Annotated in this window: 14 protein-coding genes; 4 read left to right on the top strand and 10 right to left on the bottom strand. The window is 70.8% G+C overall.

Annotated elements, in window-relative coordinates:
- Positions 1-95: 95 nt before the first annotated feature.
- The gene (locus F4560_RS33920; protein WP_184927096.1) at positions 96-656 is read right to left on the bottom strand and encodes an NADPH-dependent FMN reductase; all 561 of its coding nucleotides are present in this window, start codon (positions 654-656) and stop codon (positions 96-98) included.
- 80 nt (positions 657-736) lie between these two features.
- Between F4560_RS33920 and F4560_RS33915 the strand changes: the two genes are divergently transcribed.
- The gene (locus F4560_RS33915; protein WP_184927094.1) at positions 737-1,819 is read left to right on the top strand and encodes an alpha/beta hydrolase; all 1,083 of its coding nucleotides are present in this window, start codon (positions 737-739) and stop codon (positions 1,817-1,819) included.
- Positions 1,820-1,953: 134 nt separating this feature from the next.
- On the opposite strand, the gene F4560_RS33910 is transcribed toward F4560_RS33915, so the two are convergent.
- The 3 genes from F4560_RS33910 to F4560_RS33900 are packed head-to-tail and all read right to left on the bottom strand — an operon-like array spanning position 1,954 to position 3,318.
- The gene (locus tag F4560_RS33910; RefSeq protein ID WP_184927092.1) at positions 1,954-2,682 is read right to left on the bottom strand and encodes a WXG100 family type VII secretion target; all 729 of its coding nucleotides are present in this window, start codon (positions 2,680-2,682) and stop codon (positions 1,954-1,956) included.
- Positions 2,679-2,999, bottom strand: a complete 321-nt coding sequence (locus F4560_RS33905; protein WP_184927090.1) for a DUF2563 family protein — start codon at positions 2,997-2,999, stop codon at positions 2,679-2,681. Before F4560_RS33905 ends, F4560_RS33910 begins: the two co-directional genes overlap by 4 nt.
- 16 nt (positions 3,000-3,015) lie before the next feature.
- The gene (locus F4560_RS33900) at positions 3,016-3,318 is read right to left on the bottom strand and encodes a YbaB/EbfC family nucleoid-associated protein (protein ID WP_184927088.1); all 303 of its coding nucleotides are present in this window, start codon (positions 3,316-3,318) and stop codon (positions 3,016-3,018) included.
- Positions 3,319-3,407: 89 nt separating this feature from the next.
- On the opposite strand from F4560_RS33900, the gene F4560_RS33895 reads away from it, so the two are divergent.
- Entirely contained in the window at positions 3,408-3,644 is a 237-nt protein-coding gene (locus F4560_RS33895) for a hypothetical protein (protein ID WP_184927086.1), read from the top strand.
- A 6-nt stretch (positions 3,645-3,650) separates the two neighbouring features.
- Here the strand turns inward: F4560_RS33895 and F4560_RS33890 are convergent, their stop codons facing one another.
- On the bottom strand, positions 3,651-4,196 hold the full coding sequence (locus tag F4560_RS33890) for a MarR family winged helix-turn-helix transcriptional regulator (protein WP_312869636.1): 546 nt from the start codon (positions 4,194-4,196) through the stop codon (positions 3,651-3,653).
- 114 nt (positions 4,197-4,310) lie between these two features.
- On the opposite strand from F4560_RS33890, the gene F4560_RS33885 reads away from it, so the two are divergent.
- On the top strand, positions 4,311-5,444 hold the full coding sequence (locus F4560_RS33885; RefSeq protein WP_184927082.1) for a cytochrome P450 family protein: 1,134 nt from the start codon (positions 4,311-4,313) through the stop codon (positions 5,442-5,444).
- 73 nt (positions 5,445-5,517) lie between these two features.
- Here the strand turns inward: F4560_RS33885 and F4560_RS33880 are convergent, their stop codons facing one another.
- A complete protein-coding gene (locus F4560_RS33880) occupies positions 5,518-6,966 on the bottom strand; it encodes a catalase (RefSeq protein WP_184927079.1) in 1,449 nt (482 codons plus the stop codon).
- Positions 6,963-7,394, bottom strand: a complete 432-nt coding sequence (locus tag F4560_RS33875) for a Fur family transcriptional regulator (RefSeq protein ID WP_184927077.1) — start codon at positions 7,392-7,394, stop codon at positions 6,963-6,965. Before F4560_RS33875 ends, F4560_RS33880 begins: the two co-directional genes overlap by 4 nt.
- Before the next feature lie 85 nt (positions 7,395-7,479).
- On the opposite strand from F4560_RS33875, the gene F4560_RS33870 reads away from it, so the two are divergent.
- Positions 7,480-8,652 carry an MFS transporter gene (locus F4560_RS33870; RefSeq protein WP_184927075.1) on the top strand — a complete coding sequence of 391 codons (1,173 nt, stop codon included), beginning with the start codon at positions 7,480-7,482 and terminating at the stop codon, positions 8,650-8,652.
- On the opposite strand, the gene F4560_RS33865 is transcribed toward F4560_RS33870, so the two are convergent.
- The 3 genes from F4560_RS33865 to F4560_RS33855 are packed head-to-tail and all read right to left on the bottom strand — an operon-like array spanning position 8,635 to position 12,416.
- Positions 8,635-10,062 (bottom strand): gluconokinase, encoded by a 1,428-nt coding sequence (locus F4560_RS33865; protein WP_184927073.1) that lies wholly within the window; start codon positions 10,060-10,062, stop codon positions 8,635-8,637. The two genes, F4560_RS33870 and F4560_RS33865, sit on opposite strands and share 18 nt — an antisense overlap.
- Before the next feature lie 27 nt (positions 10,063-10,089).
- Positions 10,090-11,154 carry an aspartate-semialdehyde dehydrogenase gene (locus F4560_RS33860; RefSeq protein WP_184927071.1) on the bottom strand — a complete coding sequence of 355 codons (1,065 nt, stop codon included), beginning with the start codon at positions 11,152-11,154 and terminating at the stop codon, positions 10,090-10,092.
- Positions 11,151-12,416: an aspartate kinase gene (locus F4560_RS33855; protein WP_184927069.1), complete on the bottom strand. Its 1,266-nt coding sequence runs from the start codon at positions 12,414-12,416 to the stop codon at positions 11,151-11,153. Before F4560_RS33855 ends, F4560_RS33860 begins: the two co-directional genes overlap by 4 nt.
- Positions 12,417-12,510: the final 94 nt, after the last annotated feature.

Here is a 12,510-nt window from a genome sequence, read left to right as displayed (position 1 = left end):
CTGGTGGAAGGGGCCTGACGACCAGCCCAACACCCGGCCGGGGCCGAACCACACCCGTTCGTGCGGCAGCTCACGCCCACCGGACACGTACCCGCTCAGCGCCCCCTCGACACGGCGAACTCGGTCACCTGTCGCCCGATCGTGCGTAGTTGGTCGGCCACCGACGGCACCGAGCACCCGCCGGCCGGGTCGAACTCGACCTCGCGCGAGTTCACCGCCGCGCCGAGCGGGGTGGGCCAGCCGCGCAGGGCGTGCACGATCGAGCGCAACGCGGTCAGCGTGGTCACGGACGCCTGCCAGCCCTGTGCCGCCGCGACGCAGCCGACCGCCCGTCCGTCCAGGTAGGGGCGCTCGTCCAGGCGCATGTCCTCGACGTAGTCCAGGGCGTTCTTGACCAGGCCGGACACCGTGCCGTGGTAGCCGGGTGACACGAGCACCACGCCGTCCGCGTGGCGCAGGGCGTCGACGAGGCGGCGGGCGTTGTCCGGCCGTTCGGGGACCGAAGGGTCGTAGAAGGGCAGCACCAGGTCGGGTCCGGCGACCTCGATCACCTTGGCGCCGGCGTCCACGGCGCCCTCCAACACGATCCTCATCGCGCGTTCGGACTGCGAGTTGGGGCGCAGCGACCCGCCGATGCCCACCACGGTGACCGTCATGGTTTCCGATCCTGCCACCTCCAGCTATCTGGAGGTCCAGTTCCTCGCCCATGCGCCTACCGGCTAGTAACGTACGACGCATGTCGAAGCTCGCCGACTCGATCCCTCCCGGTGTCCTCGCCGGCGCCCTGCGCTTCGTTTTCGGTCTGCCCGCGCCGCTGCGCAAGCTGATCATCGGCCGCCCGATCACGCTGGACGGCCAGCGGCTGCATCCGGAAGCACAGTTGCTGCTGAGGTTGCAGCAGATCAGCGGTGAGGACTGGCGGACGACCACGCCCGCCGCGAACCGCCTCGCGCTGACCCGCAGCAACGCGCTGGTGTGCGGTCCGGTGATCGATGGCGTGGCGGTGCGGTCGTTGACGCTGGACGGCGTGGGCGCCCATGCGATCGGGGCCCGGTTCTACGAGCCGACGGGCCTGGCCGCGGGGTCGCCGCTGCTGGTCTTCTACCACGGTGGCGGGTGGGTCAGCGGTGACCTGGACAGCCACGACAACCTGTGCCGGTTCCTCGCCGTGGAGGGTGGGGTGCGGGTGCTGGCGGCGGACTACCGGCTCGCGCCCGAGCACCCGTTCCCGGCGGCGGCGGACGACGCGCGGGCCGCGTTCGAGTACGCCGTGTCGCACGCGTCCGAGCTGGGGATCGACCCGCGTCGGATCGCGCTGGGCGGTGACAGCGCGGGCGGCAACCTCGCGGCCGTGACGGCGTTGCACGCGGGCGCGGTGAAGCCGGTGTTCCTGCTGATGTTCTACCCGGCGGTGGACGCGTCGGTGCGGCGGCGGTCGCGGGACCTGTTCGGGAACGGGTTCTTCCTCACCGACGAGAAGATGGACTGGTTCCTCGACCACTACGCGCCGTCGCGCGAGGCGCACACCGATCCCCGGTTGTCGGTGTTGCTGGCGGAGGACCTGAGCGGGCTGCCGCCGACGTACCTGGCGACCGCCGGGTTCGACCCGCTGCGGGACGAGGGTGAGGCGTTCGCGGAGAAGCTGGCCGAGCAGGGGGTGCCGGTGGTGCTGCGGCGGTACCCCGGGCTGTTCCACGGGTACGCGAACATCCTGGGCGTCGGCGGCGTGTTCCGGGAGGCGGTGGCGGAGGCGGTCGGGTCGCTGCGCACCGGGTTGGCGTTGGCGAACACCCGACAGGACATCCCCGAGACGGCGTGAACCGCGGGGCCGGTCGCCCCGACCGGGCGCGAGCCGCGGGTAGGCCGCACCAGAGGCGGCGTGAACCGCGTGCCGGCCGCCCCGTGTGGCGGCCGGCCCGATCCCCGGTCGAACCGGCCGGGGGCGACGCCTTCCTAGGCGCCCCCTCCGCTCTGCGGCTCGTCCCGTGACCCGTTGTCCGGGGCGTCCTCCGCCTCGCTCGGGCCGGCAGTGTTAGGACCACCGGCTTCCGCCCCACCACCACCGGCTTCCGCCTCACCGCCGCCGGGTCCGCCGACGCCACCGCTCGCCGCCCCGCCCTCGCTCTCGGACGCGGCCATCTTGTCGAGGTCCGCCCGGAGCTTGGTGACCTCGTCCTGGCTCTTCGCGCACACCTTGATGATGTCGGCCACGGCCGTGTGCACGACCTCCTCGGCGGCGTCGCCGGGGAGCCACCCGGCCTCCAGCACGATGGCGACGGCGGGGGTGGCCCTCGAGCAGATGTCCAGGATCTCGCCGACCGCGGCGCGCACCACCTCGTCCATCCGCTTGCCGATCCGCTCGATCTCGTCGATCAGGGTTTCCAACCCCTTCTGCTCGACGCGCAGCTCGTCCAGTTCCTTGTGCATCTCCGCGCTCGCCGAATCCGACGCGGTGCCGCCGGTGCCGGACTCGTGGTCGGCGATCGCCTTCGCCTGCTCCTCGATCGCCTGGGCGAGATCCTTGACGGCGGCGCGGAGTTGCCCGACGTAGGCTTCGATCGCGGCCGGGTCGTAGTCGATCTGCCGGATCGCGTCGATCGGGTTGGGTGAGCCGACCATGCTCGCCGCCTCGGCCAGCGGAGCGCAGCCCTTGATCGCGTCGTGCACTGCCGGGTGCGTCATCGCAGGCCCCCACCGGCTCGGTCGATCTCCGCCGTGCCGTCCGAGTCGGCCCGGTCGTACTCGTCGGCGTCCCGGCGGACCAGGTCGGCGATCTCGGTCAGCCGGTCGCGGCGCTGCGCGACCCGGCTGCGCCGGCGTTCGACGATCGCGTCCAGATCCGCCGCCAGCCCCTGTGCCGGACCGGAGACGCCGAACGCCCCGGCCGGGACGGTGATCCCGCCCAGTGAACTCGCCACGCTGCCCGCGTGGTCGCCGGCGCGCTGGAATCCGTTGGCGGACTCGCGCATCCGGCCGGTGTCGGCCTTGAAACCTGCCATGCCTCCCCCTTGCTCGCTACTTCGTGCCCAGGTAGTACGACCGCCGTTCCGCCACCAGCTCGCGCGCTTTGCGCTGCGCCTCGCCCGAGGCCTGGAGGATCGCGTTGGCCAGGACCTTCGGGTCGACCCGGCCCACCAGCGTCGCGTTCACCGCGACCTCGACGACCTTGGTCGTGTGGTCGACGCCGATCTCGACCAGACCGCTGTCGTCGCGGCCGTGCACGACCCGTTGCGCGAGGTCCCGCTTGAGCGCGAGGCGGGCCTGGTCGACTCGTTCGGCGTGGGCCGCCAAGTCGTCCAGTGATGGAGAATCCGTCATACGCGCGTCCCCCGATCGGCGTTTGCGGTGCACGGATCGGACGATGGAGATCCGGGCCCGGTTCCGCTCGCTGCGGTAATCTCAAGATTGTGGACTACTGGGTGCGGGTCGGGATCGGTGATCCGCCGCCGCCCTCCGGACCACTCCCCGACGGCGAGCCCCGCTGGGTGCGGGCGAGCGCACGTGCGGTGGCCGTGACCGCTCCGCCGAGTGCCGTCCGTTCGGAGTCGGACACGTCCGACCTGGAGACGCGGAAGACCTGGCTGGTCGACTCGTTCGAGATCGTCGCGCCGCGCTACCCGTGGCAGAAGGCCGACGGTTCCTGAAGCGGCTCAGGGGCGCGGTGGGGTGGCGGGGCCGGGTTCCTCGTCGGCGAGCAGGTCGTCCATGGTGGCGCGCAGCCGGTGGAGGAAGTTCTCGAACCGGTCCAGTTGTCCGGGCTCGTACTGGGCGACCAACGCCTGGAGCTGCACGTTGAGCGGGCCGAAGAACTCGCGCGCGGGCTTCTCGATCTCACGGCTGCTGCGCAGGGTCACGACGCGCCGGTCGGTGTGCTCGCGGGTGCGGACGACGTAGCCGAGCTTCTCCAGGCGGTTCAGCAGGTTGGTGGTGGCGCCGGTGGTCAGGCCCAGGCGTTCACTGAGGCGGGTCGGGGACAGGGGTGCGCCCTTGTCCTCCGCGTAAAGGATCTCCACGAGGGCGGTGGCGTCGGTGGAGTGCAGGCCGAGCCATGCCGCGAAGCGACCGGTGAAGTCGGTGTAGAGCGCGCCGAAAGCGCGTAGGCCGTCCAACAGGCGCGCGCTCCGGTCGGCGAGGTCGCCGTCGACCACGCGGTCCGTCGAGCCATCCGCGACGCGGTCCACGTGCTCGCCCTCCACTGCCGTCCCTTCATCTTCGCCCGGTGGTCGTCCGGTGCGTTGACAACCTACCCGCGACCCAATTAACTTCATTGTGAAGGAACTTTTCGGTGAAGCAAACTGGGGGAAGCCCGCGTGACCCAAGCACCGCACCTTGACGTCGACCCGTTCGCCGCGACCGAACGCGGCATCGACGAACCCTCGCCCGAACGCGCCGCGATGCGGGCGGCCGGGCCGATCGTGCAGGTCGACGCCCCGGCGGGCGGACCGGCGTGGATCATCACGGACGACGCCCTCGCGCGTCAGGTCCTCGCCGATCCACGCCTCGCCAAGGACCCGGCGCTGGCTCCGTCGACGTGGGATCGGCGCACCGCCGGCCTCGAACGGACGGCCGCCGAGCAACCGTCGCTGACCACGCTCGACGGACCGGAGCACGCCCGGCTGCGTCGCGCCCACACCCCGCTGCTCACCGGCAAGCGCATCCGTGAGCAGTCCGAACGGATCCACGCGATCGCCCGTGACCTGCTCACCCGGGCCGACGCGACGGCGGAGGTCGACCTGATGGCCGACTTCACCACCCGCTACCCGATCACCGTGCTGCTCGACCTCCTCGGCGTCCCGCTCGACCAAGTCGACCGCGCGACCGACGCCTGCCGCTTGATGCTCAGCGGCGATCCCGCCGAGCAGGGCGCCGCGATCTCCGCGCTCATGGGCTTGGCCGCGGCCGGTCTGGGTGACGGCAATCAAGGACTAGCGGTCGAGTTGGGCGAACGCGTTCCCCCGGAGACCACACCCGACCAGCTGAACTACCACCTGTTCGCGTTGATCTTCGCCGGGCAGCTCACCACTGACGCGTCCCTCGGCTTCCTGCTCGCCCGCGCGCTTGTGGACCGGACGACCCCGGCCGAAGAGTTGGTCCGCGACACGTTGCGCCGCCACCCGGCCGCGCCGTTCACGCTGTGGCGCTACACCACCACCGAGGTCGAACTGGGCGGTGTGCGGCTGCCGGCTCATTCGCCTGTGCTCGTGGACATCCAGGGCATCAACACCACCGAACGGGGTGCGCACGATCTGAGCTTCGGCGCCGGGCCGCACTTCTGCATCGGCGCCCAACTCGCCCAACTCGAACTGCGGGCGGCGGTCGCGGTGCTGCGGGCCGACTTCCCGGACGCCCGCCTGACCATCCCGTTCGAGGAGCTGCGGCAAAGCGGGATCGGTGGCATCCAAGGACATCGGTTGACGGCGCTGCCGGTCGCGTTGCGGGGCTGAGCGACGAAAACAGGGCCGCCCGCGTAAACGGGCGGCCCTGTCAGGGTGAATCTCGATCAGGGGTGTAGCGAGATCACTTGCCGAAGGCGGCGGCGATCTTGTCGCCGGTCTCCTTGTCGATGTTGCGCCAGTACTCGAACACGCGCTCCAGCACGGGCTCGGACACGCCGTTGGACGCGTGACCGATCACGGTCTGCACCAGGCGCTCGCGCTGCGCGTCGTCCATCACCTCGCGGATCAGGGTGCCGGCCTGGGCGAAGTCGTCGTCCTCCGCGTGCAGCTTGTAGGCCGAGCGGGTGACCGCGTCCTCGACGCCGTACGCCGAAGCGACCTCGCCCGCCGCCGCACCGGCCGCGTGCGGGCCGCCGTACGAGTTGGGCGCGTACACCGGGTCGACCGCGTTGCCGTGGCGCATCGCGCCGTCCTTGGAGTACGAGTTCACCGGCGACTTCGGCCGGTTCACCGGGAGCTCGTTGTAGTTCGTGCCGATCCGGTACCGGTGCGCGTCCGGGTACGAGAAGATCCGGCCGATCAGCATCTTGTCCGGCGACGTGCCGATGCCGGGCACCAGGTTCGTCGGCTCGAACGCGGCCTGCTCGATCTCGGCGAAGTAGTCCGCCGGGTTCCGGTCCAGCACCAGCTTGCCGACCTTGATCAGCGGGTAGTCGCCCTGCGGCCACACCTTGGTCAGGTCGAACGGGTTGAACCGGTAGTCCGCCGCGTCCTCGTACGGCATGACCTGCACGTGCAGCGTCCACGACGGGAACTCGCCGCGCTCGATCGAGTGCCACAGGTCGGCGCGGTGCGCGTCGGCGTCCTCACCGGCGATGCGGGCGGCTTCTTCCGACGTCAGGTTCTCGATGCCCTGGTCGGTCTTGAAGTGGTACTTCACCCAGAAGCGCTCGCCGGCCGCGTTCTCCCACAGGTAGGTGTGCGAGCCGTAGCCGTTCTGGTGGCGCCAGGTCTTCGGGATGCCCCGGTCGCCCATCAGCCACGTGACCTGGTGCGCGGTCTGCGGCTGGAGGGTCCAGAAGTCCCACTGCATGTTGTGGTCGCGGCGGCCGGTGTCGGCGCGGCGCTTCTGGGACCGGATGAAGTCGGGGAACTTGATCGGGTCGCGCAGGAAGAACACCGGCGTGTTGTTGCCGACGATGTCGTAGTTGCCCTGCGTCGTGTAGAACTTCAGCGCGAAGCCGCGCGGGTCGCGCCACGTGTCGGGCGAACCCATCTCGCCGGCGACGGTGGAGAAGCGCAGCAGCGTCTCGGTCTTCACGCCCGGCTGGAACAGCGCCGCCTTGGTGAACCGGCTGATGTCCTCGGTCGTCTCGAAGTGACCGAACGCCCCGCCACCCTTGGCGTGCACGACCCGCTCGGGGACCCGCTCCCGGTTGAACTGGGCGTTCTTCTCGATCAGGTAGTGGTCCTGGAGCAGGATCGGGCCGTTGGCGCCGAGCGTCAGCGAGTGGTCGTCGCTCGCGACCGGGATGCCTGCGTTGTTGGTGGTGTGACGCGCTTCGGTCACGCTAGCTCCTTCTGTGTACTTCGGCAGTCAGGGCAAAGCCCCCAGAACAGGACCTCGGCCTCGTCCACGGCGAACCCGACCGTGTCCGACGGTTCCAGGCAGGGCGCGGCGCCGTGGACGCAGTCGACGTCCTCGGTCCGCCCGCAGGCCCGGCACACGAGGTGGTGGTGGTTGTCGCCGGTCCGCGTCTCGTACCTCGCCGGGTGACCGGCGGGTTCGATCCGGCGCAACAACCCGGTCCGCGCGCACGCGTGCAGCACGTCGTAGACGGCCTGCGTCGAGACGGACCCCAACCTGGCCCGCACGCCCTCGGCGACCGAGTCGGCCGTGGCGTGGGGGTGTTCGGCGAGCCATTCGAGCACCGCGATCCGGGGTGCGGTGATGCGCAGCCCGGCGTCCTTGAGCAGCTCGCGTGGTCCTGGGGTCATGGCTCCACCACTCCATCATGCTTTCTGGAACGAGTCAAGAAAACGAACGGTTAAACCTGTTGCCCGGTCGAGTGAAGATGGTCAGGTGAACGTCGCTCCGTACCTCGCTGTCTTCCGCACCCCTCGCGTGCCCGGCTTCATGCTGCTGATGCTGTTGGCACGGGTGCCGGCGACGGCCGCGGGCATGACGGTCACCATGCACGTCCTCCTCGCCCTGGAACGAGGTTACGGCGCATCGGCCCTGGTCGGGGCGGTCAGCACGGTCGGGATCGCGGTCGGTTCGCCGTTGATGGGCCATCTGGTCGACCGGCGCGGCCTGCGGGCGATGCTGATCGTGTCGATGGCCGGCGAGGGCGTCTTCTGGTTCGTCGCGCCGCTGCTGTCGTACGAGGTCTTGCTGGTCACGGCGTTCTTCTCGGGCATCGTGGTGATGCCGGTCATGTCGCTGGGCAGGCAGATCCTCACCGCGCTCGTGCCGGACGACCGCAGGCGCACCGCGTTGGCGATGGACTCGATGGCCGTGGAAGTCGCGTTCATGGCCGGCCCGGCGCTCGGTGTCGCGCTCACCACGCAGGCGTCGAGTCGGACCGCGATGTGGACGATCGGCGTGTCGATGGTGGTGATCGGCGCGGTCCTGTGGGTGGTGGACCCGCCGGTCCGCAGCGAGGGCGAGAGCCGGGTGCCGGTGCCGCGCCGGGAATGGCTGGACGGTCGGATGCTCGGCGTGCTGATCAGCGCGGGCGGCGCCACGTTCGTGCTGTCGGGGGTCGAGGTGGCGGTGGTGGCGGTGATGCGCGAGCTGGACCTCACGTCGTGGACCGGCGCGGTGGTCGTGGTGATGTGCGTGGCGTCGCTGGTCGGCGGGTTCCTCTACGGCGGCCTGAACCGCGTGCCGCCGCTGTGGGCGTTGATGGGCGTGATGGGGTTGCTGGCCATCCCCATCGGCCTGCTCGCCTGGTCGCCGTGGCTGCTGTCCCTGGCGTTGATCCCGACGAACTTCCTGTGCGCGCCGACGATCACGGCGACCGGTGAGGCGATCACGAAGTACGCCCCGGCGTCCGCGCGCGGTGTGGCGATGGGCCTTCAGGGGTCGGCGTTCACGCTGGGCGTCGCGTTGGGCGCGCCGGTGACCGGGTTCGTGATCGACCTCTCGTCACCGGCGTGGGGATTCGTGGTGGCGGGCGTCGGCGCGGTGCTGATCGCGGCCGGCACGGTGGTGCTCAGCCGCCGTGCCGCCACGTCAGTCGAGGTCGCGTAGGGCCTGGTAGAGGCGGTCGATGGCGGGGCGGGCGCGGGCGTAGTGGCGGACCGCGTCCGGGTCCGGGGCGACGGTCTTCACCGGTTTGATCAAGTCGGCGGCGACGGTCAGGGACGGGATCTCGCCGAGTGAGCGCCAGCCGACCAGGGCCGCGCCGACGCCCGAGCCCTCGCTGTCGTCGGCCAGTTCCAGGTCGAGGCCCAGCGCGGACGCCAACACGGTCGCCCACAGGTCGCTCCGGAACGCGCCACCGGTCACGCGCACCGCGTGCACGTCCGCCACCGAACGCACCGCGTCCAGCACCAGCGCCAACTGCTGCGACACACCCTCGACCAGCGCCCGGGTGATCTCGGCCCGCCCGTGCTCGCGCCGCAGCCCGATCAACGCCGACGTCGCGTCCGCGTCCCACCACGGCGCGCGCTCGCCCAGCAGGTACGGCAACGCGGTCACACCGGCCGCGCCGACCGGCACCGTGGCGGCCTCGTCCAGCAACTCGCCGATGTCGACGCCGAACGTCTCGGCCGCCCACTTCGCCACCACACCGCCGTTGCTGACGGCCCCGCCGATCACCCACAGCCCTTCGGCGATGGCGTAGCAGAACACCCGCCCGTGCTCGTCCACGGCGGGCTCCGAACGCACCACCCGCAGCGCGCCGCTCGTCCCCAACGACACCGCCGCCACACCCGGCACGACCGCGCCGACGCCGAGGTTCGCCATCGGCCCGTCACCGCCGCCCAGCACGACCGGCAGGCCGGCGGGCAGGCCGGGGACGTCCAAGGTCAACGGCAGGGCGTCCACCGGCGCGTGCAGGGACGGCAGCTGCTCGGCGCGCACGCCCGCGAACGCCAACGCGTCCGGGTGCCAGTCCAGCGACACGAGGTCCATCAGCCCGGTCGCCGACGCGGACGAGTGCTCGGTCGCCAGGACTCCAGTGAGCTTCCAGGCCACGAAGTCCTTCAGGCCGCACCACCGTGAAGCGGAAAACCCCTGGTCGCGGAACCACGCCAGCTTCACCAACGGCGACATGGTGTGGATCGGGGTGCCGGTGGCGCGGTGCAGCGCGATGCCGTCGGCGGTGCCGCGCAGCCGGGCTGTCTGCTCCAGCGCACGGTTGTCCGCCCACGACAGCGAGGGAGTGACGGGCGTGCCCGACGAGTCCAGCCCCACCAACGTGTGCATCGCGCCGGTCAGCGACAACGCCCGCACGTCGAGCCCTTGAGCGGCGACCTCGCGCAACGCCTGAAGGGCCGCACCCCACACCTCTGCCGGGTCGTGGGTCGCCTCACCGGAGGGCGTGGTGCGCATCGGGTAGCCGTGCTCCGCCGATGCCACCACGCCCGCGTTCCGGTCCACCGCGATGACCTTGGTCGACGTCGTCCCCAGGTCGATCGCGAGCACTACCTCCGCCATAGGCCGAAAACCTACAGGCACCGCCACTTACAGGCGGGTGACGAGCTCCTCGGCGATCTCGTAGGTGTTCAGCGCCGCGCCCTTGCGCAGGTTGTCGCCGCACACGAAGAAGTCGAGCGTGTTCGGGAAGTCCAGCGCCTGCCGCACCCGGCCGACGTAGGTCGGGTCGCCGCCGACGACGTCCGCCGGCGTCGGGAACTTCAGCGCCGCCGGGTCGTCCACCAGCACCAGCGACGGCTGCTCCTCGAACAGCTTGTGCGCCTGCTCGACCGTCACCTCACGGGCGAACGTCGCGTGCACCGCCAGCGAGTGCGTCGTCACCACGGGCACGCGCACGCACGTCGCGGACACCTTCAGCTCCGGGATGCCCAGGATCTTGCGGGACTCGTTGCGGACCTTCAGCTCTTCGCTGGTCCACCCGTCGTCCTTGAGGGAACCGGCCCACGGCACCACGTTCAGCGCCAACGGCGCGGGGAACGGCGAGTCGGACACCGGCAGACCGGCGGCCTCCAACGTCTCCCGCACGTCGCCCGCGCGCACGCCGACGTCCTTGCCCGCCAACGCCGAGATCTCCGCGTACAGCCGGTCGATCGCCGCCTGCCCGCCGCCGGACGCCGCCTGGTAGGACGCCACGACCAGCTCGCGCAGCTCGAACTCCCGGTGCAGCGCGCCGAGAGCGGCCATCATCGACAGCGTCGTGCAGTTCGGGTTGGCGATGATCCCCTTGGGCCGCACGGAGATCTGGTCCGCGTTCACCTCGGGCACCACCAGCGGCACGTCGGGGTCCATCCGGAACGCGCCCGAGTTGTCCACGGCGACCGCACCGCGCGCGGCGGCGATGGGCGCCCACTCGGCCGACACCTCGTCCGGCACGTCGAACATCGCCACGTCCACGCCGTCGAACGCCTCGGGCGACAGGGCGATCACGGTCAGCTCTTCGCCGCGCACGGTGATCTTCTTGCCCGCCGAGCGCGGTGACGCGATCAGCCGGATCTCGCCCCACGGCACGGACTCGCGGCCGTTCATGATGTCGATCATGACGGTGCCCACGGCACCCGTAGCTCCCACAAGAGCCAGGACCGGTCCGCTCATCGTCCACTCCCCGCGTACACAACAGCCGCTTCGTCGCCGCCCAGCTCGAACGCGTCGTGCAGTGCCCGCACGGCGTCGTCCAGCTGCGTGTCGCGGCAGACGACCGAGATCCGGATCTCCGACGTGGAGATGATCTCGATGTTGACGCCCGCCGACGCGAGCGCCTCGCAGAACTGCGCGATCACACCGGGGTGCGAACGCATGCCCGCGCCGACCAACGACACCTTGCCCACGTGGTCGTCGTAGAGCACCTGGTCGAAACCGATCTCCCCGCGCGCCTTCTCCAACGCCGCCACGGCGCGCGGCCCGTCGTCCTTCGGCAGGGTGAACGTCACGTCGGTGCGGCCGGACACGGCCTGCGAGACGTTCTGCACGACCATGTCGATGTCGAGTTCCGCCTCGGCCACCACGCGGAAGATGCGCGCCGCCATGCCGGGCAGGTCGGGCACCGCGGTCACGGTCACCTTGGCCTCGGACCGGTCGTGCGCGACGCCGGTGATCATCGCCTGTTCCACGGTAAGGTCCTCCACTGACCCGGACACGATGGTCCCGGGCTTGTTGCTGAACGAAGATCGGACGTGCACCGGAACGCCGTACCGGCGGGCGTACTCGACGCAGCGCAGCATGAGCACCTTGGCCCCGCACGCCGCCATTTCGAGCATCTCCTCGTAGGTGATGGTCGCCAGCCGCTTGGCGTTCGGCACGATGCGCGGATCGGCGCTGAACACGCCGTCCACATCGGTGTAGATCTCGCAGACGTCGGCCTTCAGCGCGGCCGCCAACGCCACCGCGGTGGTGTCGGTGCCGCCGCGGCCGAGCGTGGTGATCTCCTTGCTGTCCTGGCTGACGCCCTGGAACCCCGCGACGATCGCGATGGCGCCCTCGGACAGCGCGTCCTGGATGCGGCTGGGCGTCACGTCGATGATGCGCGCCTTGCCGTGCACGGACGTGGTGATCACGCCGGCCTGCGAGCCGGTGTACGAGCGCGCCTCGGCGCCCAGCGAGCTGATCGCCATCGCCAGCAGCGACATGGAGATGCGCTCGCCGGACGTGAGCAGCATGTCCATCTCACGGGCGGGCGGCACCGGGGACACCTGACGAGCGAGATCGAGCAGCTCGTCGGTCGTGTCGCCCATCGCGGAGACGGCGACGACGACGTCGTTGCCCGCTTTGCGGGTCGCGACGATGCGCTCGGCCACCCGTTTGATCCGCTCGGCGCTCCCGACCGAGGAACCGCCGTACTTCTGGACGACGAGCGCCACAGACCCACTCCTCCCAGGTGCTTCGACCCCAGCTCAACGGCAGGGTACCTGGCCCAAGGAGTGGACAGCGGTCGCCGTGACCCCCACTACTCTC

This window comes from Saccharothrix ecbatanensis (genome assembly GCF_014205015.1).
GTDB lineage: Bacteria > Actinomycetota > Actinomycetes > Mycobacteriales > Pseudonocardiaceae > Actinosynnema > Actinosynnema ecbatanense.
The sequence above is the reverse complement of the archived record's forward strand: the minus strand, read 5'-3'. Positions and strand labels throughout refer to the sequence as shown.

Excerpts from the sequence above, each read along its gene's own strand:
- F4560_RS33920 (WP_184927096.1), bottom strand. The coding sequence starts at position 656 with ATGACGGTCACCGTGGTGGGCATCGGCGGGTCGCTGCGCCCCAACTCG.
- F4560_RS33915 (WP_184927094.1), top strand. The coding sequence starts at position 737 with ATGTCGAAGCTCGCCGACTCGATCCCTCCCGGTGTCCTCGCCGGCGCC.
- F4560_RS33910 (WP_184927092.1), bottom strand. The coding sequence starts at position 2,682 with ATGACGCACCCGGCAGTGCACGACGCGATCAAGGGCTGCGCTCCGCTG.
- F4560_RS33905 (WP_184927090.1), bottom strand. The coding sequence starts at position 2,999 with ATGGCAGGTTTCAAGGCCGACACCGGCCGGATGCGCGAGTCCGCCAAC.
- F4560_RS33900 (WP_184927088.1), bottom strand. The coding sequence starts at position 3,318 with ATGACGGATTCTCCATCACTGGACGACTTGGCGGCCCACGCCGAACGA.
- F4560_RS33875 (WP_184927077.1), bottom strand. The coding sequence starts at position 7,394 with ATGACCCCAGGACCACGCGAGCTGCTCAAGGACGCCGGGCTGCGCATC.
- F4560_RS33865 (WP_184927073.1), bottom strand. The coding sequence starts at position 10,062 with ATGGCGGAGGTAGTGCTCGCGATCGACCTGGGGACGACGTCGACCAAG.
- F4560_RS33860 (WP_184927071.1), bottom strand. The coding sequence starts at position 11,154 with ATGAGCGGACCGGTCCTGGCTCTTGTGGGAGCTACGGGTGCCGTGGGC.